Source organism: Kocuria salsicia, from assembly GCF_039532055.1.
In the GTDB taxonomy this organism is placed as follows: Bacteria; Actinomycetota; Actinomycetes; order Actinomycetales; family Micrococcaceae; genus Kocuria; species Kocuria salsicia.
The window spans coordinates 297,666-320,067 of the sequence record NZ_BAAARF010000003.1; the positions used below are offsets into that span (position 1 = coordinate 297,666).

Consider the following 22,402-nt stretch of genomic DNA (forward strand, 5'->3'; position numbering starts at 1 on the left):
AGCGAAAGACTGCAGGAGACGTCACCGGTGGATCCCAGCTCAGCACCCCGTCGCGGTCGCCGCGCGCAGGAGACCACGGCGCCTTGGGTCACGCACCCGGCACGTCGCACGAACCGGGAGGGGGAGCCCTTCGACCTGCGGCAGACCGGGCGCCACCACAGGGCCCGTGAGCACCGTGCCTCCGCCCGCAGGATCGCCGTGATCCTGGCGGTCCTCGCCCTGATCGCGGCAATCGGGATCGGTGGTATTGCCGCGCTGCGGCTGACGGGAAACCTGCAGTCCAGCCCCCTGAACCTCTCCGACGGCGCGGAGGCAGTGGACGACGGCCCGCTCGACATCCTCGTGATGGGCTCGGACACCCGCAGCGGCACGGGCAACTCCGAGTACGGCAGCAAGGACGACTCCGAAGGCCGCACGGACGTGATGATGCTCCTGCACGTCACGCAGAGCAGGGATGCCGTGACCGTGGTGTCCTTTCCCCGGGACCTGATGGTGGAGATCCCGCAGTGCACGGACCCGGACTCCGGCAAGGTTTACGCCGCGGAGACGGACATGCTCAACAGCGCGGTGGAGCGCGGCGGACCCGGCTGCACCGTGGCGGCCATCAACGAGCTCACGGGCGTCAACATCGACCACTTCATGCTCGCGGACTTCAACGCCGTGAAGGAGCTCTCCTCCGCGGTGGGCGGCGTCGAGGTGTGCGTGAACAACGCCGTGGACGATCCGAAGTCCGGGCTGAAGCTGCCCGCGGGCATCTCCTCCGTGGAGGGCGAACAGGCGCTGGCGTTCCTGCGCTCCCGCGCGGCGTTCGGCAACGGTGGGGACGAGGCCAGGATCCGCTCCCAGCAGTCGTTCCTGGCGTCCCTGACGCGCAAGATCCAGTCCGACGGGACCCTCACGAACCTCCCGGAGCTCTACCACATCGCGGAGGTCATGACCCAGAACCTGCACGTGGACTCGGGTCTCACCTCGATCCCCACGCTCGTGGGCATCGCGCGCACGTTCAACGGCATCGACCCCGGGAAGATCGCGTTCGTCACGGCCCCGACCGAGGTCTACCCCGAGGACCCGAACCGGCTGCAGCTGGACGAGAAGGGCGCCGAGAAGCTCTTCGCCACGTTGCGCGACGACGTCTCGGTCACGCGGGCGCAGGACGGCACTTCCGCGTCCCCGAGCGGTGAGTCCTCGGACGCCGCGACCTCCGGCAGCGGGGCCGGTCACTCGACGGCCGGGGCGACGTCTTCCCCGTCCGCCACACCGAGCGCCACAGGGCCCGCGCTGGACCCCGCCACGGTGCCGCTGGCCGTCTCCAACCGCTCGGACGCCGGGGGCCGGGACAGCCAGCTCGTCTCGGTGCTGAAGAAGGCCGGATACGACCACGCCGCCACCGAGAAGTCCGGTGCGCAGCTCTCCGCCACGCAGATCTTCTACAACCCGAACTGGGCGGCCGCGGCGGATGACGTCGCCGAACTCCTCAACGTCTCCGCGAGCCAGCTCACCGCCTCCTACGAGGTCACGGGTGTGGAGGTGGCCGTGGGCCAGGACTTCGTGAGTGGGGACAGGATGGACAAGAACCTGTCCCTCCCGGACGACCTGCAGGGCCAGACGGCCGAGCAGTTCACGTGCCAGGCGACTGCGGACGAGTAACGGGGCCGGGGGTCAACGTGCCTAGTGGTACGTTGGATCACATGCGGCAGGACATGAAGCGACTCGTGCTTATGTGCCGCAGCGGGGCCTGAACGATCCTATTGACGGCCGACCACCCGCTGCGGAGTTCCGTGGTGCCGGCCCACAGTCACAGATTGAAAGGCCCCCTCCCGTGAAGAATGTGCAACGCCCCTCCGGCATGCCGGTTCACAAGTACACCCCATACCACCAGAAGTTCCCGTTCGACATGTCCGACCGCACGTGGCCGGACAAGGTGGCGACAACGGCGCCGCGCTGGTGCGCCGTGGACCTTCGTGACGGCAACCAGGCGCTGATCGATCCCATGAACTCCGAGCGCAAGCTGCAGATGTTCCAGCTGCTTGTGCGCATGGGCTACAAGGAGATCGAGGTTGGTTTCCCCTCGGCCTCGCAGACGGACTTCGACTTCGTGCGCACCCTGGTCGAGGGTGACCACATTCCCGAGGACGTCTCCATCCAGGTGCTGACGCAGTCCCGCGAGCACCTGATCGAACGCACGTACGAGGCCATCGACGGCGCCCCGCACGCGATTGTGCACCTGTACAACTCCACTTCCACGCTGCAGCGGCGCGTGGTGTTCAAGCAGGACATGGACGGCATCGTGGACATCGCCCTCACTGGAGCCCGGCTGTGCCGCAAGTACGAGGAGCAGCTCAAGCACACCGCCGTCACCTACGAGTACTCGCCGGAGTCCTACACGGGCACCGAGCTGGAGTTCGCCGCCCGGATCTGCAACGAGGTGGCGGAGACCTTCGAGATCGGCAACGGCCGCAAGATGATCGTCAACCTGCCGGCTACGGTGGAGATGGCCACCCCCAACGTCTATGCGGACTCGATCGAGTGGATGGGCCGGCACCTTTACCAGCGGGAGGACATCATCCTCTCCCTGCACCCCCACAACGACCGCGGCACCGGGGTTGCCGCCGCCGAGCTGGGCTACCTGGCCGGCGCGGACCGCATTGAGGGGTGCCTGTTCGGCAATGGTGAGCGGACGGGCAACGTGGACCTGGTGACCCTGGGCCTGAACCTGCTGACGCAGGGTGTGGACCCGCAGATCGACTTCTCGGACATCGAGGAGATCCGCCGCACCGTGGAGCGCTGCAACCAGCTGCCCGTTCCGGAGCGCAGCCCCTACGGCGGGGACCTCGTCTTCACCGCGTTCTCCGGCTCGCACCAGGACGCGATCAAGAAGGGCTTCGAGTCCATGCAGCAGGATGCCCAGGCCCAGGGCGTGGCCGTGGACGACCTCGAGTGGGCCGTTCCGTACCTGCCGATCGACCCCAAGGACGTGGGCCGCAGCTACGAGGCCGTGATCCGTGTGAACTCGCAGTCTGGCAAGGGCGGCGTGGCCTACCTGCTCAAGAGCGAGTACGGGATCGACCTGCCGCGCCGCGCACAGATCGAGTTCTCCGGTGTGGTGCAGAAGTTCACGGAGACTTCCGGCTCGGAGGTCACGGCCCAGCAGCTGTGGAAGATCTTCTCGGACGAGTACCTGCCCGCCAAGGTGGACGGCGAGGGGACATGGGGTCACTACCGGATCACGTCCATCTCCACCCACGCGGAGGATGAGGGAAACACTGTGCTGGAGATCGGCCTGGACGTCGGTGGCGAGCACCGCGAGCGCAGCGCCCACGGCACAGGCCCGATCGACGCGCTGATCAACCTGTTCAACGAGGAGGGCGTGGACGTGCGGCTGCTGGACTACACCGAGCACACGCTCTCCGCCGCGGCCAACGCGCAGGCCGCTAGCTACGTGGAGCTGGCCGTGGGTGACCGCGTGCTGTGGGGTGCCGGGATGGACAACAACACCACCCGAGCCTCGCTCAAGGCCGTGATCTCCGGGGTGAACCGCGCCGTCCGGGACGCCCAGCTGGCGGGGCAGGCCTGATCACCTTTCCGTGAGCGCAGGGGACCCCGGCCCCGGTGGGCCGGGGTCCCCTTCTCCATCCGTCGTGGACGACGCCGCCGCACGGTACCGTCTTCGAGGCACCGCCCGGGCACCGTCGGCCGGTCGCCCCAACCACTGCGACACCACCAGTTGCTGCGCGGGGCCGGTGAAGCACGCCACCGTTACGGCCCGCGACAGGTACGGTGTGGGCTCTGCCGGGGACGGGGCGTCGTCGTGTCCGAACCGGGTGGCACAATGACGCTGTGGCCCGCTCAACCTTCGCTTCGCGTTCCTACAGCGACGACGCCGTGGTGCTGCGCACGTACAAGCTGGGCGAGGCTGACCGGATCGTGATCCTGCTGACGTCGGAGCACGGACAGGTGCGGGCCGTGGCCAAGGGGGTGCGACGTACCACCTCGCGCTTCGGCGCCAGGCTTGAACCGTTCAACGTGGCGCGGGTGCAGCTGGTGCACGGCCGCACGCTGGACATCGTCTCCCAGGCCGTGGGCATGCGGTCCTACGGCGAGCGCATCGTGGCCGACTACGAGCGCTACACGGCCGCGGCCGCCATGGCGGAGACCGCCGAGAAGCTCACCGCGGACGACTACGACACCGCAGCCCAGCACTTCCGCCTGCTCACGGGGGCCTTCTCCGCGGTGGCCCGCGGTCTGCACCCGCCGGGGCGCATCTTGGACTCCTACCTCCTGCGCGCCGTGTCCCTCGCCGGCTGGTCGCCGAGCTTCGTGGACTGCGCCCGGTGCGGGGCGCCGGGACCGCACCGTTCGTTCTCAGCCGCTCTCGGCGGGGCCGTGTGCCCGCAGTGCCGGCCACCGGGGGCAGCGGCGCCGAGCCCCTCGACGTTCGTGCTGCTGGACGGTCTGTTGCGGGGAGACTGGCCCGTGGTCGACGCCGCGGACCCTCGCACCGCACGCGCCGCCGCCGGCCTGGTGGCCGCGTACGTGCAGTGGCACATGGAACGCACGGTGAAGGCCCTGGCTCTCGTGGACCGCGGGGAGGCCTGAGCTCGGCACGCAACGGTCACGCGAACGTCGGAGCCCGGCGGCGGTGGTAGGGAGGCGTGAGCCCTTGACGGCCTGCAACGGCTGCGCCAAGGCGTGAAGCCCCGCCCGGCATGGCCGCGCGGAGCTGGCCGTGAACGTCCTAGGGTGGAGACGACATCGCACCCCCGTTGAGAGGACTCCCGCGTGAACCGCTTCTCCCCGCCACCCCTGCACCCGAGCGGCGCCACCGCGCCCGCCCTGGAGCGCGCCGCCCTGCCGCAGCACGTGGCGCTCGTGATGGACGGCAACGGGAGATGGGCCAATGAGCGCGGGCTGCCGCGCACCGAGGGGCACCGCGCGGGGGAGCGCGCGCTCATGGAGGTGGTGGCCGGTGCGATCGAGCTGGGAATCCCCTATGTCTCCGCCTATGCGTTCTCCACGGAGAACTGGAAACGTTCCCCGGCGGAGGTGGCCTTTCTCATGAACTTCACGGGGGACGTCATGGCACGTCAGCTGCCCACGTTCCAGGAGTGGGGGATCAAGGTCCGGTGGGCCGGGCGCCGACCCCGGCTGTGGGGCTCGGTCATCAAGCGGTTGGAGACCGCGGAGCAGGAGACGCAGGACAATGACGTCATCACCCTGACCATGTGTGTGAACTACGGCGGACGGGCCGAGATCGCGGACGCCGCGGCCGCGATGGCCCGTGATGCCGCGGAGGGACGGCTCAAACCGGGGTCCATCACCGAGGCCACCGTCCAGCGCTACCTGGACGAGCCCCAGTTGCCGGACGTGGACATATTCCTGCGCTCCTCGGGGGAGCAGCGGCTGTCCAACTTCATGCTGTGGCAGTCGGCATACGCGGAGATGGTGTTCCTAGACGTCCTGTGGCCCGACGTGGACCGGCGGGTGCTGTGGCGCGCGGTCGAGGACTACGTGGACCGCGACCGCCGCTATGGCGGAGCGGTGGACCGCGCACCGGACGCTGAACCGGGGGAGTAGCCCACCACATCCCACACGGAGGATGAAGGTTTTGCTGAAACTCAAAATATATATGTCAACCTTCACCTGAAACTATGATTACTTGCCTTCCGTCCTCCCCGCATGGAGGATGGCTCCCCACTCAAAGGGAGAGCGGCGCACAGGCGCCCGTGTGGAAAACTGCTCCCATGCGTGTGTATCCCACCTTCTTCAGAGTCGCTTTCTCCTGGATGGACCCCGAGCTCGCCCACACGCTGGGCTTCGCCGGGATCAAGCTCGCCCACCGTTGCGGTCTGGGCCGTGTACTGAGCCGGGTGACGGCACCGGCACCCGGCAGCGAGGTGCAGGTCATGGGCCTCACGTTCCCCTCACCCTTCGGGCTGGCCGCGGGCTTCGACAAGGGAGCCACGGGAACCCACGCGCTCACGGACCTCGGCTTCGGCCACGTGGAGATCGGCACCGTTACCGGCCAGGGACAGCCCGGCAACCCCCGCCCGCGGCTGTTCCGGCTTGTGGCGGACCGGGCCGTCATCAACCGGATGGGCTTCAACAACGACGGTGCACAGGCCGTGGCGCCCCGGGTCGTCTCGGCGCTGCAGAGCCTCGCGGGACGGGCAATTCGCACGAGCAGGCCCCGCCCGGTGGTCGGCGTGAACATCGGCAAGACGAAGGCCGTGGGGCTCGAGGACGCCACGGAGGACTACGTCCACAGCACGCGCGTCCTCGCGCCCTACGCGGACTACCTCGTGGTCAACGTGTCCTCGCCCAACACGCCCGGACTACGACAGCTCCAGGAGCTCGACGCCCTGCGGCCGCTGCTGGGGGCTGTGCGGGAAGAGGCGGACCGCGTCACGTCACGCCGGGTGCCGCTGCTGGTGAAGATCGCGCCGGACCTCGCGGATGAGGACGTCCGCGCGGTGGCGGACCTTGCCCTGGACCTGGGCCTGGATGGCATCGTCGCCACCAACACGACGATCGCCCGCGAGGGGCTGGGGCTGCGGACCCCCGCCGAAGAGGTGGCCGCGGACGGCGCGGGCGGACTCTCGGGGGCCCCGCTGCGGCGTCGTTCCCTGGAGGTGCTGCACCTGCTGCGCGAGCACGTGGGTGACCGCCTGGTCCTCGTTTCCGTGGGCGGAGTGACCACGGCCCAGGACGTCCAGGAGCGGCTGGATGCCGGCGCCTCGCTCGTCCAGGGCTACACGGCGTTCCTCTACGAGGGGCCGTTCTGGGCGGCGCGGATCAACCGGGGCCTGGTGAAGGCAGCGCGCCGGGGCCGCTGAGATCCCCAGCTGTTGTCGTGACGAAGGGCCGGTCCACCGCTCGGTGGTCCGGCCCCTCGTCATGGCAGATGACGGGCACAACGGCCCGTGGTGGATCAGGCGGGGCGCTCACCGCGGCGCACCTGTGGCTTGGGCAGGCGCAGACGGCGGATGGTGAAGGTGCGCATGGCGGCGTACCAGCGGGTGCCGCGCTGCACCGTGCCGAACTTGCGGCGCAGGGCCGAGTGCATGCGCGTGGTGGTGATGGCGGCGTCGACCACGCACAGCACGATGTACCCGTAGACCACGTAGATCAGGGTCAGAGCGGCGGACTGCAGCGGCAGGAACATCACCACCACGATGAGCAGCAGCACGATCAGCACGTACTCGCCGATGTTGAACCGTGAGTCCACCCAGTCGCGCGCAAAACGACGCTGGGGCCCGGCGTCGCGCGGACCCAGGTAACGCTCGTCGCCCGCGGCCATGCCCGCCTGGGCCTGCGCTCGGCGCTCCCGTTCGAGCTGCTTCGACTCCTCCTTTGCAGCCTTGCGGTCCTCCGGGATCAGGGGGCGACGGCGCGCGGCCTCCTGCTCCCTGCGGGTGGGCGTGGGCCGACCTTTCTTTCCGCCCGTGGCGGGGCTCTGCGCACCCCGCACGGAGGAGTCGGTGGAGTCCTTCACGGCCGTGGCGCGCACTGCGGTGGAACCCGAGGATTGATCTGCCTTCTTGCGTCCAAACACCCGACCAGCCTAACGGAGGGCAGCGGCCTTTCCGCCCGCGTGACCTGCCGGTGCCCAGGTGTCCCGTCTACGCTGGGACCATGAGCACAGACTTCACCCGCCCCAGTTCACAGACGGTGGGCGCACTGCGTCGCCGCGTCGTCGATTCGCGAGCGGAGCTGCTCGCGGACCTCAGCGCCCTCGTGGCGATCCCGGGCATCGCCTGGGACTCCTTCGACTCCGCGGACCTCGACCGCAGCGCGGACGCCGTCGCCGGGCTGCTGCGCGAACTGCCCTTCGACGACGTCGAGGTGCTGCGGGTCCCCACCGCCCCGGACGAGAAGCCGGGCCACCCCGCGGTCGTCGCCCGCAAGGCCGCGGCCACCGGATTCCCCACGATCCTGCTCTACGCGCACCACGACGTGCAGCCCCCGGGCAGACGCGAGCTGTGGGAGACCGAGCCTTTCGAGGCCGTCGAGAAGAGCGGGCGGCTGTGGGGACGCGGCGCCGCGGACGACAAGGCCGGTGTGATGGCCCACGTGGGCGCCCTGCGCGCGTTCTTCGAGCAGGCGGGAAGCGAGCCCGGGCTCGGGATCTCCCTCTTCGTCGAGGGGGAGGAGGAAGCTGGTTCGCCCGGCTTCGAGGCCTTCCTCGATGCCCACCGGAACAAGCTCGCGGCGGACGTCATCGTGATCGCGGACTCCGCCAACTGGGAGGTCGGGGTGCCCGCGCTGACCACGAGCCTGCGCGGCGTCGTCGGCGGCGTGGTGGAGGTCCAGGTGCTGGACCACGCCGTCCACTCCGGCATGTTCGGCGGCCCGGTCCTGGATGCCCCCACGGTGCTCTCCCGACTGATCGCCACCCTTCACGACGACGACGGCGCAGTGGCCATCGAGGGGCTGCTGAGCGAGGACCACACGGACGTCGACTACGACGAGACCCGCTTCCGCGCGGACGCCGGAGTGCTTGACGGAGTGCAGCTGACCGGGCGCGGCTCCATCTCGTCCCGGCTGTGGACCCAGCCGGCGCTGTCGGTCACCGGCATCGACGTCACCGAGGTGGACAAGGCGTCAAACACCATCGCCGCGACGGCGCGCGCCAAACTAAGCCTGCGGATCGCTCCGGGTCAGGATCCGAAGGAGGCGGCACAGGCGCTGCGCAAGCACGTCGAGGACAACGCGCCGTTCGGCGCCCACGTGAGCTTCGAGCTCGAGGAGACCGGCCCGGCCTTCAGCGCGGACACCGAGGCCACGAGCTCGCAGATCGCCCTGTGGGCCTTCGAGCAGGCATGGGGCCGCCCCGCCGTGACCGCCGGCATGGGAGGCTCCATCCCCTTCACCGCCACCCTCACGCGGGCGTATCCTGAGGCGCAGATCCTGATCACCGGAATCGAGGACCCAGACACCCGCGCCCACAGCGCCAACGAGTCCCTGCACATTGAGGACTTCCTGCACGCCGTCACCGCGGAGGCACTGGTCCTCGCGGCACTCGCGGAACAGGGCGCGCCGGGAACGGAATGATTCCTCCCACCTGGACGTTCGAATTGGCAGAAGGGTCAGACAGCACCCCGGGGTGAGCCCAGGGTCGAACAGAAAGTGAGCACCATGAGCGTCACGACCGACAACGAGACCATGCAGGACCTGCCCACCCACGAGGTGCTGCTCACCGACAACGCCGCGCAGAAGGTCCGCGACCTCCTCGAACAGGAGGGCCGCACCGACCTCCGGCTGCGCGTGGCTGTTCAGCCCGGTGGCTGCTCCGGGCTGATCTACCAGCTCTACTTCGACGAGCGTGTCCTGGACGGCGACCACGTGCGCGACTTCGGGGGAGTGGAGGTCATCGTGGACAAGATGAGCGTCCCCTACCTCAGCGGTTCCACGGTGGACTTCGAGGACACCATCTCCAAGCAGGGCTTCTCGATCGAAAACCCCAACGCGCAGGGCTCCTGCGCGTGCGGCGACTCCTTCCACTGAGTCCCCGCGGGGACACCGCGCAGCAGCGGGGGTGTGCACGGCCCACGGGCCGGGTACACCCCCGCTCTCCGTGTCCGGGGTGGTTCCGCAGCTGCCGCTGCGCGGCGCAGACCACGATGTCGCGGGCCCGCGTGGAAGCGGTTTTAACGAGCTCCGGGCCCGGATTCCCGGGCGACACGGCGTGCTGACACAGTGTCAGCACATGGAGGGGCTGAGGGGTAAGCTTCCTAGGGAGAACCATTAACGGGCGACGTGTCCTCTCTGCCCTCGCGCAGGGCCGATGCCGAACCCACGTACAGAAGAGGAAGGGCCGTCTGTGAGTTCGCAAACTCGAACCGGCACCCGCTGCGGCCGAGCGCTGAAGGTCTCGGCAGTGGCAGTCCTGGCGACGATCTCGCTCACCGCGTGCTCGGAGCAGTCGAAGGTGGGCTTCCTGCCCACTGAACGGGGTACCACCGACAACGCTGACCAGGTCATGGACCTGTGGATCGGTTCCTGGATCGCGGCACTGAGCGTTGGCCTCGTGGTGTGGGGTCTCATGCTCTGGTGCATGGTCGCCTACCGCCGGCGCAAGAACGAGACCGGTTACCCTCGTCAGCTCGCATACAACGCCCCGCTGGAGATCTTCTACACGATCGTCCCCATCGCGCTGATCGTGAGCCTGTTCTTCTTCTCCTTCCGTACGCAGACCGCCATCACCGACCGCTTCGACAATCCCGACGCGAAGATCCAGGTGTACGGCAAGCAGTGGGCGTGGGACTTCAACTACCTCGACGAGGACGTCCACTACCAGGGCGTGCAGGCGCACCTCACGGGTGAGCCCGGTGTCGAAGAGACCCTGCCGACTCTGTACCTCCCGGCGGACAGCAAGGTCGAGCTGGAGATCTCCTCCCGCGACGTCATCCACTCGTTCTGGGTCCCGGCCTTCCTCGAAAAGATCGACATGGTCCCGGGCCGTACGAACTACATGAGCTTTACCACCGGTCGCGAGGGAACCTTCGCCGGCAAGTGTGCCGAGCTGTGCGGCGAGTACCACTCCGAGATGCTCTTCAACGTGTCCGTCGTGAGCAAGGACGAGTACAACGCCCAGATCCAGAAGCTGCGCGACGAGGGCAACACGGGGATCGTCGGCGACGAGTACAACCGCAACCCGAACCTCAACGCAACGTCCAACAACTAGGGGATAGGCAATGTCTACGCTCGAATACTCGCGGGACGACGCGGCCACGGCCGCACCCCGCGTTGTCCCACGCTCCAAGGGCAAGGTGATCGTCAACTGGCTCACCTCGACCGACCACAAGACCATCGGGTACATGTACCTGATCTCGTCCTTCATCTTCTTCTGCGTGGGCGGCGTTATGGCGCTGCTCATCCGTGCGGAGCTCTTCGAGCCCGGCATGCAGATCCTCGAGACGAAGGACCAGTACAACCAGCTGTTCACCATGCACGGCACGATCATGCTGCTGATGTTCGGCACCCCGCTGTTCATCGGCTTCGCAAACGTGATCGTCCCGTTGCAGCTGGGCGCACCGGACGTCGCCTTCCCGCGACTGAACGCGCTGGCCTTCTGGTTCTTCCTCTTCGGCTCGCTCGTGGCCGTCTCCGGCTTCATGTCCCCGCAGGGCGCCGCGTCCTTCGGCTGGTTCGCCTACGCACCTCTGAACAGCACCACGTTCAGTCCAGGGGTTGGCGGTGACCTCTGGGTCTTCGGCTTGGGCCTGCAGGGCTTCGGCACCATCCTCGGTGGGGTCAACTTCATCACCACCATCGTGTGCATGCGCGCTCCCGGCATGACCATGTGGCGCATGCCCGTGTTCACCTGGACCACGCTGATCACCGCCATCCTCATCATCATGATCTTCCCGCCGCTGGCTTCCGCGCTGTTCGCACTGGGAATGGACCGCCGACTGGGTGGTCACATCTTCGATGCTGAGAACGGTGGAGCCATCCTCTGGCAGCACCTCTTCTGGTTCTTCGGACACCCTGAGGTCTATGTGCTGGCGCTGCCGTTCTTCGGCATCGTCTCCGAGATCATCCCCGTGTTCTCCCGGAAGCCGATCTTCGGCTACAAGGGCCTCGTTTTCGCGACCATCGCCATTGCGGCGCTGTCCGTCACCGTGTGGGCACACCACATGTACGTCACGGGTGCTGTGGCGCTGGGCTTCTTCTCCTTCATGACGATGATGATCGCGGTGCCCACGGGTGTGAAGTTCTTCAACTGGATCGGCACCATGTGGCAGGGCTCGCTCACCTTCGAGACACCCATTCTGTGGGTGCTGGGCTTCCTCTTCACGTTCCTGTTCGGCGGTCTGACCGGCATCATCTTGGCGACCCCGCCCCTGGACTTCCACGTCTCGGACACCTACTTCGTGGTGGCGCACTTCCACTACGTGATCTTCGGAACCATCGTGTTCGGCATGTTCGCGGGCTTCTACTTCTGGTGGCCCAAGTTCACCGGCAAGATGCTCAACGAGCGCATCGGCAAGATCCACTTCTGGCTGCTGTTCGTCGGCTTCCACATGACGTTCCTCATCCAGCACTGGCTGGGCGTGGACGGCATGCCCCGCCGTTACGCGGACTACCTGCCGGAGGACGGATTCACCTGGATGAATCAGTTCTCGACGGTCGGTTCCATGCTGCTGGGCGTGTCCATGATCCCGTTCTTCTGGAACGTGTACACCACGCACCGCAACGCCAAAAAGGTCGAGGTGGATGATCCCTGGGGCTTCGGGGGTTCTCTCGAGTGGGCGACCTCCTGCCCACCCCCGCGCCACAACTTCACTTCGCTGCCCCGCATCCGCTCTGAGCGGCCCGCGCTGGACCTCCACCACCCGGAGCTCTCCGCGTTTTCCAGCCAGCAGTACGACGCCGAGATGCCCCTCGTGGGCGGTTCCGGGAGGAACGGACGATGAAAGCAACCATCAAACTGTTCCTGATGCTGGCCGTGTTCTGCCTGGTGGTCGGGTTCATCTACGGATACGTGACCGACTTCCAGGAGCTCGCGGGCTTCCCGGCGCTCCTCGCTCTGTCGGCCATGAGCTTCATGCTCGTCATCTACCTCTGGCTCGTGCAGCGCTCCGCCGGTGGCAGCCTGCCGGAGGACCGCGAGGACGGCGAGATCGTGGAGATGTCCGGCGACTACGGTGCTTTCTCCCCGTGGAGCTGGTGGCCCCTGCTCCTCGGCATCGGCTGCGCGTTGTTCGTGACCGCGCTGGCCGTTGGCTGGTGGATCATCATCCTGGCCGCTCCTGTGGCCCTGCTGGGCCTCCTGGGGCTGATCTTCGAGCACTCCCGCGGAGACCACGCGCACTGATCGACCACTGAGCACCGTGATTTGCGACGATGCCCGCTCCATCCACGAATGGGGCGGGCATCGTCGTGTCTCCGCGCAACAGAGAGGAGCACTGCAGAGCAGCTCCGACACCACGTGCTGCAGGCGACCACATACCAGGGTCCATGGAGCAGTTCGTGACGGCAGGGGCGTAATGGGCGTAAGCTGATGCGCCTGTCCCGATCGGTGTGGGCGGAGCGCAGGTCGCAGTCAGGTCCAACGGCATTGGCCGCGCCGTGCTCCAGAGCAGCGTCGGTGCCGAGAAGCGTGGGGCGCCGTGAGATTGACGGCCTTGCGGGCACCAAGGTCAACCCGAATGCTTTCGACATGGACGTCACCGCTCGGCGCTGCGGCTACTTCTTCACCAAGATGCTCATAGCAGCACTGGGCAGGGAGGTTGATCAACGGTCGGGTATCTCGCTTACCGGTCGTCGGACTCGAGCGAGAGACGCTCTGCCATGTCCGTCTTGATCTGACGAATGCGTTCGCGTGCTCCTTCGGGGGGAAGTATCTCGATGTGGTTGCCGAACTGGAAGAGCTGAGGCACCGTACGAGGTCGAGTCGGCTTTCTAGGAGGCGGACGGTCACGCTCACCCGACCCGGCGACTCGGCGCGTTCTTTCAGCGCCGCCCACACGGTGCGCCGCGTATGACCTGACCGGAGGGCGGCCGGTGCGTCGAGCGGCGTGCAGTCCGAGAGCTGTTCCAGAGTGAACAGTCGGCCGGTGCCCTGCTCGTCGGCGATGAGGTACCGGCGGCCCGACGTCGCTACAAGCCCGTACGGGTCGACGATGCGGGGCGATGCCCGCCCGTCAGCGCTGCGCGTGTACTGGATTTGCATCCGGCATAGGTGACGAAGCGCCCAGGCACGTTCGGTGATGTCCACTTCCGCACTCGGCTCTACCAGCCACACGCCGCTGTCGACCGTTACCAGGTCAGCCAATCGCGTCACGTTCGAGGCCCCGGACGCCGCGGTCTGACGGACGGTGATTTTGCGCGCGGCCGTCTCATGCGCCGCAGGCAGTCTGAGGCACTCGAAACTTTCAACGCCGCGACATCCCGCAGCACCGTCCGCCGGGACACCTCCAGACGCTCGGCGTGCTCGGTCGTGGGCATGCGCTGGCGCGTCTGCAGGAACGGCAGGAGGCGCAGCAATTTCGAGGCCTGCAATCCGAGCAGTCCTTTCAGAAAAAGATGACAGGTCCTGTCGTGGTCTTCAGTCGCGCTACATGGCTTTCGACGTTGCCCCCGGCGTCCTGTTCGCCCCGTGGACCAGACGCACCGAACACGCCGTCTCGAGCGCCCCCCGCACGAGCAAGCTCGGGCTGTGATGAGCACCGGCCCGGCCTCCACAGTTGACAAGACCTTCACGAGTTGGGTCTCACAGTGCGTCCACATCGCGACGGAGCCGCACGGTGACGTCTTCGGCCACACATTCGCGGCTACGAATCCGGACGGCAATCTCATCCCCGTCTCCCCGGTGGACTGACCCGCACGAACACTGACCATGTCATTCGGTCCTCGAAGGGACGGTCGCGCCCGATGGTCGGCCCTTGGGCGTGTCTGCCTCCGGGGGGCGACTTCATCACGGAGGCTGTCCGGGCCCGCGGGATGGTGTCACCTTCGAGCGAGTCCCAACGCGTGATGGTGGTACCTGCTGGTTGCACCCGCCGTGTGGCAACTGCGAGGCGCGGGCGATCCCGCCCCGAATCGGATGCGGTCGTACCCGCCGCACTGCACACACGCCAACGTGGAACGCTCCCACCGGCCTGTGGCCCATGGCCGGGCCTGGTCCTGCCGCTACACTCGCGGTCCACGGCGTGGTCGCGATGTGGACATGAAAAGGGCCCGTGGAGATCAGTGATCTCCACGGGCCCTCCTGAGCCCCATCCGGGTCCGACGGGGGGAGCGGTGCTACTTGTCGAGCTCGCCCTGGTGCGAACCGGCTCCGACACCCACGGGCTCCGCGTCGTGGCTGTGGCCGTGTGCCGCCTTGAGCTCGGCCGGTGTCACGGGAGCCACACGGTCCTCGAAGAACAGGCGGCTCAGGCGGCCACGCAGCTTCTCGGAGGAGGTGACCTTGCCCTTGGCATTGGCACGGGCTGGCAGGACCGGGCGGTCCTGGAAGTCCACCAGCTTGTACCGCTTGTACTCGTTCAGCGGCTCGTGAACCTCTACGAACTCACCGTGGGGCAGGGCCTGGATACGACCAGACTCGCGACCGTGGAGGACAATCTCCCGGTCCTTGCGCTGCAGGGAGAGGCAGAACCGGCGAACGATGATGAACGCGAGGATCGGGCCGAGGAAGTACAGCGCGCGCAACCAGTAGATGACGTCGTTCACGGCCATGTGGAAGTGCGTGGCAATGAGGTCACCGCTGGCGGCCATCATCTGCACCGCGTAGAACGTGATGCCTGCGGCACCCACCGCGGTGCGGAACGGCGCGTTGCGGGGGCGGTCCAGGATGTTGTGGACACGGTCATCGCGAGTGACCCATCGCTCGATCCAGGGCCAGGCGAACATGACCACGAACATGCCAGCCATGGGGATCAGCGGCAACAGGATCGCCAGCGGAACCGCGAGGCCGAAGATGCTGACCTCCCAGGAGAACGGCCAGTTGCCGGGCATCAGGCGCAGTCCGCCGTCGGAGAAGCCCATGTACCAGTCAGGCTGCGAACCGGCCTGCACGGGGGAGGGATCGTAGGGACCGTAGTTCCAGATGGCGTTGATCGTCGTGGTGCCCGCAATGGCAGCGAGGATGCCGAAGACGATGAAGAAGAAGCCCCCGGCCTTGGCCGCGTAGATGGGGCCCACGGGGAAACCGACCACGTTGTCCTCAGTGCGGCCGGGGCCGGGGTACTGGGTGTGCTTGTGGACGACCACCATGAAGAGGTGAATCACGATCATCACCAGGATCAGCGCGGGGATGATCAGCACGTGCACGATGTAGAGGCGGCCGATGATCGCGTGACCCGGGAACTCGCCACCGAACATGAACATGGAGATGTAGGTGCCGACGATCGGCATGGACTTGGCGATCGCATCAGCGATGCGCAGGCCGTTGCCGGAGAGGACGTCGTCCGGGAGGGAGTAGCCGGAGAAGCCGGCGACGATCGCGAGGATGAAGAGCACGCAGCCGACGACCCAGTTGAGCTCGCGCGGGCGCCGGAACGCACCGGTGAAGAAGACACGAAGCATGTGCACGGACAGCGCCATGACGAACATCAGCGCGGACCAGTGGTGCAACTGGCGAAGGAAGAGGCCGCCTCGGATATCGAACGAGATGTTCAGCGCTGAGGCGTAGGCCCCGGACATCTCCACGCCCTGCATGGGCACGTAGTTGCCCTTGTACTCCATGGAGGTCATGGTCGGGTCGAACCAGAATGCCAGGAACGTGCCCGAGAGCAGGAGGATGACGAAGCTGTAGAGCGCCACCTCACCGAACATGAAGGTCCAGTGGTCCGGGAAGACCTTGCGGCCGAACTCCTTGACCATGGCGGAGGCACCCACGCGGGTGTCCACGAAGTTGGCAATGCGACCGGTGCCGGTGCTGGGCCGGTACTCGAAGTCTGACGAAGTAGACATTAGTTCCCCTCACCCTGCATTTCCTTGACTGCGAAGTCACGCTGGGAGTATGTCGGTCCCACGGGCTCGTGGAAGTCGCTGCGCGCCACGAGGTAGCCGTCGGAGTCAACGGAGATGGGCAGCTGCGGCAGCGGGCGGGAAGCCGGGCCGAAGATGACCTCGCACTCGTTCACGAGGTCGAAGGTGGACTGGTGGCACGGGCACAGCAGGTGGTGCGTGTGCTGCTCGTACAGAGCGATCGGGCAGCCCACATGGGTGCAGACCTTGGAGTAGGCGAAGATGCCGTCCACGTTCCAGTCCTTGCGCTCCTCCGAAACGTTCACGGTGTCGGGGTCCAAACGCATGAGAAGAACCACGGACTTGGCCTTCTCGTTCAGGTAGCCGTCCTCGTGGCTGAGGCTGTTGAGGCTTTCCGGCACCACGTGGAAGGCGGAGCCGAGGGTGACGTCTGAGGCCTTGATGGGCGTGCCGGACGGGTCGCGCACCAGTCGCACTCCCTCATCCCACATGGAGTGGCGCAGGACCTTGAGGTCCGTGGGGCCGAGATCCTTGAGCAATCCGACGAAGGGGAGGGGCATCAGCACGGCCGCACCGATGAGCGTGTTGCGCAGCAGCGGGCGACGCTTGACCCCGGACTCGTCGTAGATGGTGTTGAGGATGCTCTGTGCTTCGGCGCGATCCTCTTCACTTCGGATGTCGTGGCGCATCTCGACGATCTCGTGATCCGGCATGAGCGTGCGGGCCCAGTGGACCACGCCGATGCCGATGCCGAACATGCCGAGTGCGATGCCAAGACCGAGCAGCGTGTTCTGAAGACGCAGCTGGCTCGTGGGCTCGGTGTTCACCGCGTCGTACAGGGGGCCGTCCACGCGGATGCCGAAGTACGCCACGAAGAACAGGACGGACCCGACCATGGAGAGCAGGAACAGCAGGACCACCTGGTGCTCTGCCCGCTCGGCAGCTTTGGGATCTACGTCGGTCACGCGGGGGCGGTGCGGTGGAAGCCCCGGATTGGGGAACTGGTCCTGCTCCGCTCCGTCCGAGGTGACAACCGCCCCGCTCTTGTGGGGAGTGCCGTCACGATGGTCGCCCATGTGGTCCCTCATTCTTCTCTTGGTGCTGTGAATAGTGTCTAAAGTGCCGACGGGTGACCGCCGGCGAGTGCTCTCAGGCGGAGCGGGAGGTCAGCCACACGGTGAAGCCAATGACGATCACCAGGCCGACGGTCCAGATGAAAAGGCCCTCGGAGACCGGGCCGAGTGAGCCCAGGCTGAACCCACCGACGGTGGTGTTGTTGTCGAGGGTCTTCAGGTACGTGATGACGTCCCGCTTCTCTTCCGGCGTGATGTTGGCGTCGTTGAAGACCGGCATGTTCTGCGGGCCTGTCTGCATGGCCTCGTAGATGTGCTTCTCGCTCACGCCCATGAGGGACGGGGCGAACTTGCCGCGGGTCAGGGCGCCGCCCTGGCCGGCCGCGTTGTGGCACATGGCGCAGTTGGCGAGGAAGACCTGGGCACCGTTGGCGGAGTTGCCCTTGGAGATGTCGAGGTCCTCATCCGCGGGAACACTGGGGCCGGCGCCGAGGGAGGCGACGTACGCGGCGAGCTGGCTGGTCTGCTCCTCGTTGAACTGCTGGGGCTTGACCTGCGCCTGGGGACCCTGCATCTGCATGGGCATGCGGCCGGTGCCGACCTGGAAGTCCACAGCGGAAGCACCCACGCCGATCAGGGAGGGACCGGAGCTGGTGCCCTCGGCCTTCATGCCGTGGCAGGTGGAGCAGTTGGCCATGAACAGCTTCTGCCCCTCCTCGATGTCCTGAGCCGAGTAGGTGGTGGTCTCGGCCTTCGCTTCGTTGGTGGTTGTGGCAACTGCGTAGAGTCCACCGGTCAGAAGCAAAGCCATGACCAACAGCGCGAGGGCTGCCATGGGATGGCGGCGCTTTTGTGAGAGTGCCTTCACGTCAAACGTTCCTTTTACTCGGTTCTGAGACTTGGATGGGTGAGGTCCTGCGGCTGGCTACTTGATGAAGTAGACCAGCAGGAACAGGACGATCCAGACCACGTCGACGAAGTGCCAGTAGTACGACACCACAATGGCCGAGGTGGCCTCGTAGTGACCGAAGCGCTTGGCAACGAAGGCGCGTCCGATGATGAAGAGGAATGCGATCAGACCGCCGGTCACGTGCAGGGCATGGAACCCGGTGGTGATGTAGAACGCAGAACCGTACGCGTCGGCGGAGATCGAGACGCCCTCCGAGACCAGGGAGGCGTACTCGTAGACCTGCACGGAAACGAAGACCGCGCCCATGAGGAAAGTGAGGGCGAACCACTCGGTCAGTCCCCACTTGTTGAGCTGGAGCAGTCCGCCGGTGCGGCGGGGCTGCAGCCGTTCGGCGGCAAAGACCCCGAACTGGCAGGTCACCGAGCTCAGCACGAGAACGATGGTGTTCACCGTGGCCATGGGCACGTTGAGCACCTCGGTGTTCTCGTGCCACACCTCCGGGGAGGTGGCGCGCAGGGTGAAGTACATGGCGAAGAGGCCGGCGAAGAACATCACCTCGGAGGACAACCACACGATGGTGCCCACGGAGGTGAGGTTGGGGCGAGTGATGGTCGCCGTCACCGGTTTGGCTGGGGTATGAGTCGCAGTTGTCACAGAGACATTATGTCGCCAAAACTCTCGGCGAACCAACCACCACCGCGTTGGGCTCGCACCGTGTCGCGGCTCCGGCTCATGATCTGGACCACAGGCAGGGTGTCCCGCGGACCGGTGCAGCAGCGGCGCCGTCGTGCCCGCGTGAGCACGGCATCCCGGGATCCGCGGGGGTCCAGGACGGACGGTAGAGTCGGCACCGTGACTACCTCCAACGATGCGCGGACCCCCTACCAGTGGCCAGATCTGCTGGCCTCCCTGACCCAGGGCGAGGATCTTTCCCGGGAGCAGTCGTACTGGGCCATGGACGAGATCATGTCCGGTGAGGTCCAGGACGCCGTGATCGCAGGGTTCCTGATGGCGCTGCGGAGCAAGGGCGAGAGTGTCGGCGAGCTCAACGGGCTCGCGGACGCGATGGTCGGCCACGCGCGTCGCATCTCCGTGCCCGGGCCAGCCCTGGACATCGTGGGCACAGGGGGAGACCGCCTGTCTAGCGTGAACATCTCCACCATGTCCGCCCTGGTGTGCGCGGGCGCGGGGGTGCGGGTGGTCAAGCACGGCAACCGTGCCTCGTCGTCGAAATCGGGCTCCGCGGACGTTCTCGAAGCCCTCGGCGTCCAGCTGGGCATGCCCGTGGACCGGGTGCAGCGCGCGGCGTCGGAGGTGGGCATCACCTTTCTCTTCGCGCAGACGTTCCACCCGTCGATGCGCTACGCGGCGGCGGTTCGCAAGGCACTCGGCGTGCCCACGGCGTTCAACTTCCTGGGCCCCATCACCAATCCGGCACGCGTGGAGGCCTCCGCGATCGGGGTTGCGGACGGCGCACTCGCTCCGCTCATGGCCGGGGTCTTCCGCAACAGGGGAGACCGGGCGCTGGTCTTCCGTGGCGGTGACGGGCTCGACGAGCTCACGGTCACGGCGCCATCGGCCGTGTGGGAGGTCAGGAACGGCGAGATCACGGAACACACGCTGGAGCCGCTGGAGCTCGGCATGCCGCGTGCGACCGTCGAGGACCTGCGGGGTCATGACGCGGCTTACAACGCGGGGGTGGTGAGGGACGTGCTCGACGGCGCCCCGGGGCACGTCCGCAACGCGGTCCTCCTCAACGCGGCGGCGGGTCTCGTGGCGGTGGACGAGCGCGCCGAAGGTCCGTTCGAGGACCGGTTCGCCGCCGCGCTCACGCGCGCCGCGGACGCGGTCGACTCCGGCGCTGCCCGTGACGTCCTCTCCCGCTGGGTGGCTTTCTCGGCGCAGTGACGCTGTCGCGCGCCGGTCAGCGCCCTGTCCTCGCACACCCCCTGCTGGTGAGGCTCCCTAATTGCAAAGGGTCGGGTTCTGCTATGACGACGCCGCCGCCCGCTCCTGTCCCCGGGGCCGGCGGCGTGTTTCGTGAATGGGTGTCAGTCGTCGATGCCCAGTGAGAACGCCGCATCGAGGTCGTGGGTGCTGTAGGTGCGGAATGCGATGTTGGTGCTCGTGGAGACGACTCCCGCCACCTTGGAGAGCTCGTCCGCGATCACGTCGGCCAGTCGTTCGTGCTGCTGGACGCGCACCATGGCGATCAGGTCCCACTCACCGGTCACGGAGTAGACCTCGGTGACGCCGCGGATGTCGGAGACCTCCTGGGCGACCTCCGGAATCCGGTCCGAGCTTGTCTTGATCAGGACGATGGCGGTGAACATGGGCGTTCCTCTCCGAGGTGTTGTCCCCGCCTGGTGGCGGGGATGGAATTGACCGGTCGGCCAGCTCTTGCGTGGCTCAGCGTTCCCGGGCATGGTCGACGGCACGCGCCACGAGCCGGTAGCCGAGCAGGAAGATCCCGAGCACCACCAGACTGACGATCACGAAGGACAGTGCCGTTCCCTGGCCCGTGACTGCGCGCAGCAGCATTCCCACGATCTCCGCGGAGAGCCAGACGAGCACACCGGTGGGCCAAAGGGCGGCGGGGGAGCGGGAGCCCCGGGACACGGCCCAGCCGATCAGAGCACCCACCAGGAACGGCCACGCCGTGGTGAAGACCCCCGTGAGGTCCTCCCCGTGGCTGACCCGGCCGATCCCGGCGAAGACCACCACAAGAACCACGTCTGCGGCGAGGAAGAGAGGCCAGCGCACCGGGGGGTGGACGGCGCCGTGGGGCTCGCCGTTGCTGCTCGCCGCTCCTGACGTCGACGCCGATCCGGGGGAGTCGGGGTGCGGTGGAGTGGTCGGGGCAGGTGTGTCTGAAGCTGCGGAACTCATGCACTCGATCTTAGCGTGCAGAAATTTCTGAAGTCAGACCTGAATGTTGAAAACAGTATCTTAAGGCTCACCTGAAAGTTAAAACGTGCGATAAGTTCCCTCTGCTGAGGTGATCGGTTTCAGCCCTCGAGTGCTCGCAGCTCGACCCGTTGCCCGCAGGCCGCGGACCTCTGCGCGGCGCGGTCCAGGGCTACGGTGTCGTTCGGTGCCTCGATGATCCAGAAGCCTCCGAGGGCGGTGGCCGAGATGGAAAATGGCCCGGGCGAAACCCGAGGAGTGGTTGCGGCGGCGCCTACTGCATCCACGGTGTGGGCGAGACTCGGGGGAGTGAGGGATCCTGAGAACAGGAGCTGTCCCGCTGCCTGCAGGTCCTCGTTGAAGCGAGTGACCGCGGCCACAGCCTCGTTCATCTCCTCCTGCGTGGCGTAGACCGCGCCCGAGCTCTGCGCGTCCGCCTGGTGGAAGACGGAGATCATGAATTGCGCCACGATAGATCCTTTCGGAGGGCGGATCGTTCCGACTGAGATGTGTGCCACCCCATCTCACCAGATCTCGGTTGCTGCGACCAGGGAGCGAGTTTTGTACCAGTCGGAGCCCGCGGCGTATGCGTTGTGAGCGAGAGGGGTTGTCACGTGTTCGAAACCGGCACGTGGTGGCGGCGCATTCGAACATCGGAGTTGAGGCCGATGAGCTCGGCTCACAGAATCGGACGTCGTGTGGACGGGATGCCGCGGTCGGCGCAGGAATGGCGAGTTCTCCGACGTCTCCAGGCTCCTGATGGCGTGCGGCTGCGGGAACTGCCTGTGCTGCGGACCGAACAGCCGCTGTCTGTTCTATGAGAAAACAACCATCACGTTGCAGACACGTCTGTCCGATAATGTACATTATGTAAAGTAAGGCCAAGAGAAGGCCAAGAGGGGCTCTCCCCTCCGCCTCCTTCACCTCGATCCCTCAACTTCGCGCCCTGGCGCCTTCCAGCCCCACCCGCACCACGTTGCGTCTGCTTGCAACGCACCGCCGCACCCGCACGCCACCCTCCCGGTCATCGTTCTCCCGCTCCCGTCGCTCCCTGCCCGGCACGAAAAAACCCGCC

21 protein-coding genes are annotated in these 22,402 nt (G+C 66.7%); 11 read left to right on the plus strand and 10 right to left on the minus strand.

The window, feature by feature from the left end:
• The first annotated feature begins 27 nt into the window (after positions 1–27).
• The 5 genes from ABD264_RS01395 to ABD264_RS01415 all read left to right on the plus strand — a co-directional run bounded on the left by ABD264_RS01395 (position 28) and on the right by ABD264_RS01415 (position 6,833).
• Complete coding sequence (locus tag ABD264_RS01395; protein WP_144942908.1) at positions 28–1,647, plus strand: LCP family protein; 1,620 nt, start codon at positions 28–30, stop codon at positions 1,645–1,647.
• Positions 1,648–1,819: 172 nt separating this feature from the next.
• A complete protein-coding gene (gene leuA / locus ABD264_RS01400) occupies positions 1,820–3,574 on the plus strand; it encodes a 2-isopropylmalate synthase (protein WP_144942909.1) in 1,755 nt (584 codons plus the stop codon).
• A 263-nt stretch (positions 3,575–3,837) separates the two neighbouring features.
• Entirely contained in the window at positions 3,838–4,596 is a 759-nt protein-coding gene (recO, locus tag ABD264_RS01405; protein ID WP_144942910.1) for a DNA repair protein RecO, read from the plus strand.
• A 183-nt stretch (positions 4,597–4,779) separates the two neighbouring features.
• Positions 4,780–5,574, plus strand: coding sequence for an isoprenyl transferase (locus ABD264_RS01410; RefSeq protein ID WP_295109876.1), 795 nt, complete (start codon positions 4,780–4,782; stop codon positions 5,572–5,574).
• 167 nt (positions 5,575–5,741) lie between these two features.
• A complete protein-coding gene (locus ABD264_RS01415; RefSeq protein WP_303105329.1) occupies positions 5,742–6,833 on the plus strand; it encodes a quinone-dependent dihydroorotate dehydrogenase in 1,092 nt (363 codons plus the stop codon).
• Positions 6,834–6,928: 95 nt separating this feature from the next.
• Here ABD264_RS01415 and ABD264_RS01420 read toward each other — a convergent pair whose 3' ends face one another.
• On the minus strand, positions 6,929–7,552 hold the full coding sequence (locus tag ABD264_RS01420) for a DUF3043 domain-containing protein (protein WP_295109872.1): 624 nt from the start codon (positions 7,550–7,552) through the stop codon (positions 6,929–6,931).
• Positions 7,553–7,632: 80 nt separating this feature from the next.
• Here ABD264_RS01420 and ABD264_RS01425 point away from each other — a divergent pair, with 80 nt between their 5' ends.
• The 5 genes from ABD264_RS01425 to ABD264_RS01445 all read left to right on the plus strand — a co-directional run bounded on the left by ABD264_RS01425 (position 7,633) and on the right by ABD264_RS01445 (position 12,817).
• Positions 7,633–9,051: a dipeptidase gene (locus ABD264_RS01425; protein WP_344203747.1), complete on the plus strand. Its 1,419-nt coding sequence runs from the start codon at positions 7,633–7,635 to the stop codon at positions 9,049–9,051.
• An 84-nt stretch (positions 9,052–9,135) separates the two neighbouring features.
• Positions 9,136–9,504 carry a HesB/IscA family protein gene (locus tag ABD264_RS01430; protein ID WP_344203749.1) on the plus strand — a complete coding sequence of 123 codons (369 nt, stop codon included), beginning with the start codon at positions 9,136–9,138 and terminating at the stop codon, positions 9,502–9,504.
• Between the two features lie 316 nt (positions 9,505–9,820).
• Positions 9,821–10,684, plus strand: coding sequence for an aa3-type cytochrome oxidase subunit II (ctaC, locus tag ABD264_RS01435; protein WP_303105322.1), 864 nt, complete (start codon positions 9,821–9,823; stop codon positions 10,682–10,684).
• Positions 10,685–10,694: 10 nt separating this feature from the next.
• The gene (gene ctaD / locus ABD264_RS01440; protein ID WP_144942916.1) at positions 10,695–12,416 is read left to right on the plus strand and encodes an aa3-type cytochrome oxidase subunit I; all 1,722 of its coding nucleotides are present in this window, start codon (positions 10,695–10,697) and stop codon (positions 12,414–12,416) included.
• Positions 12,413–12,817 carry a cytochrome c oxidase subunit 4 gene (locus tag ABD264_RS01445; RefSeq protein WP_144942917.1) on the plus strand — a complete coding sequence of 135 codons (405 nt, stop codon included), beginning with the start codon at positions 12,413–12,415 and terminating at the stop codon, positions 12,815–12,817. Before ctaD ends, ABD264_RS01445 begins: the two co-directional genes overlap by 4 nt.
• 228 nt (positions 12,818–13,045) lie before the next feature.
• Here ABD264_RS01445 and ABD264_RS12430 read toward each other — a convergent pair whose 3' ends face one another.
• The 6 genes from ABD264_RS12430 to ctaE all read right to left on the minus strand — a co-directional run bounded on the left by ABD264_RS12430 (position 13,046) and on the right by ctaE (position 19,074).
• Positions 13,046–13,786: a WYL domain-containing protein gene (locus ABD264_RS12430; protein WP_425554272.1), complete on the minus strand. Its 741-nt coding sequence runs from the start codon at positions 13,784–13,786 to the stop codon at positions 13,046–13,048.
• A complete protein-coding gene (locus tag ABD264_RS12435) occupies positions 13,783–14,343 on the minus strand; it encodes an HTH domain-containing protein (protein ID WP_425554273.1) in 561 nt (186 codons plus the stop codon). The genes ABD264_RS12430 and ABD264_RS12435 overlap by 4 nt, the downstream gene beginning before the upstream one ends.
• 405 nt (positions 14,344–14,748) lie before the next feature.
• Positions 14,749–16,419 carry a cytochrome bc1 complex cytochrome b subunit gene (qcrB, locus tag ABD264_RS01450; protein ID WP_144942918.1) on the minus strand — a complete coding sequence of 557 codons (1,671 nt, stop codon included), beginning with the start codon at positions 16,417–16,419 and terminating at the stop codon, positions 14,749–14,751.
• Positions 16,419–17,513, minus strand: coding sequence for a cytochrome bc1 complex Rieske iron-sulfur subunit (gene qcrA / locus ABD264_RS01455; protein ID WP_344203752.1), 1,095 nt, complete (start codon positions 17,511–17,513; stop codon positions 16,419–16,421). The genes qcrB and qcrA overlap by 1 nt, the downstream gene beginning before the upstream one ends.
• A 73-nt stretch (positions 17,514–17,586) precedes the next feature.
• Positions 17,587–18,378, minus strand: a complete 792-nt coding sequence (qcrC, locus tag ABD264_RS01460) for a cytochrome bc1 complex diheme cytochrome c subunit (protein WP_144942919.1) — start codon at positions 18,376–18,378, stop codon at positions 17,587–17,589.
• Positions 18,379–18,435: 57 nt separating this feature from the next.
• The gene (gene ctaE, locus ABD264_RS01465; RefSeq protein ID WP_144942920.1) at positions 18,436–19,074 is read right to left on the minus strand and encodes an aa3-type cytochrome oxidase subunit III; all 639 of its coding nucleotides are present in this window, start codon (positions 19,072–19,074) and stop codon (positions 18,436–18,438) included.
• A gap of 198 nt (positions 19,075–19,272) precedes the next feature.
• Between ctaE and trpD the strand changes: the two genes are divergently transcribed.
• A complete protein-coding gene (gene trpD, locus ABD264_RS01470; protein ID WP_260983381.1) occupies positions 19,273–20,328 on the plus strand; it encodes an anthranilate phosphoribosyltransferase in 1,056 nt (351 codons plus the stop codon).
• Positions 20,329–20,471: 143 nt separating this feature from the next.
• Here trpD and ABD264_RS01475 read toward each other — a convergent pair whose 3' ends face one another.
• From ABD264_RS01475 to ABD264_RS01485, 3 genes are all read right to left on the minus strand, one after another.
• Complete coding sequence (locus ABD264_RS01475) at positions 20,472–20,753, minus strand: Lrp/AsnC family transcriptional regulator (RefSeq protein ID WP_144942922.1); 282 nt, start codon at positions 20,751–20,753, stop codon at positions 20,472–20,474.
• A gap of 76 nt (positions 20,754–20,829) precedes the next feature.
• Entirely contained in the window at positions 20,830–21,309 is a 480-nt protein-coding gene (locus tag ABD264_RS01480) for a DUF3054 domain-containing protein (RefSeq protein ID WP_344203757.1), read from the minus strand.
• Positions 21,310–21,428: 119 nt separating this feature from the next.
• Positions 21,429–21,797 carry a YciI family protein gene (locus ABD264_RS01485; protein WP_344203759.1) on the minus strand — a complete coding sequence of 123 codons (369 nt, stop codon included), beginning with the start codon at positions 21,795–21,797 and terminating at the stop codon, positions 21,429–21,431.
• Positions 21,798–22,402: the final 605 nt, after the last annotated feature.

Bases quoted from the DNA above. Each gene is read 5' to 3' on its own strand.
- ABD264_RS01475 (WP_144942922.1), bottom strand. From the start codon at position 20,753: ATGTTCACCGCCATCGTCCTGATCAAGACAAGCTCGGACCGGATTCCG.
- qcrB (WP_144942918.1), bottom strand. From the start codon at position 16,419: ATGTCTACTTCGTCAGACTTCGAGTACCGGCCCAGCACCGGCACCGGT.
- qcrA (WP_344203752.1), bottom strand. From the start codon at position 17,513: ATGGGCGACCATCGTGACGGCACTCCCCACAAGAGCGGGGCGGTTGTC.
- ABD264_RS12435 (WP_425554273.1), bottom strand. From the start codon at position 14,343: ATGGTCAGTGTTCGTGCGGGTCAGTCCACCGGGGAGACGGGGATGAGA.
- ABD264_RS01445 (WP_144942917.1), top strand. From the start codon at position 12,413: ATGAAAGCAACCATCAAACTGTTCCTGATGCTGGCCGTGTTCTGCCTG.
- ABD264_RS01480 (WP_344203757.1), bottom strand. From the start codon at position 21,309: ATGAGTTCCGCAGCTTCAGACACACCTGCCCCGACCACTCCACCGCAC.
- ABD264_RS01430 (WP_344203749.1), top strand. From the start codon at position 9,136: ATGAGCGTCACGACCGACAACGAGACCATGCAGGACCTGCCCACCCAC.
- ctaD (WP_144942916.1), top strand. From the start codon at position 10,695: ATGTCTACGCTCGAATACTCGCGGGACGACGCGGCCACGGCCGCACCC.
- ABD264_RS01415 (WP_303105329.1), top strand. From the start codon at position 5,742: ATGCGTGTGTATCCCACCTTCTTCAGAGTCGCTTTCTCCTGGATGGAC.
- ABD264_RS01425 (WP_344203747.1), top strand. From the start codon at position 7,633: ATGAGCACAGACTTCACCCGCCCCAGTTCACAGACGGTGGGCGCACTG.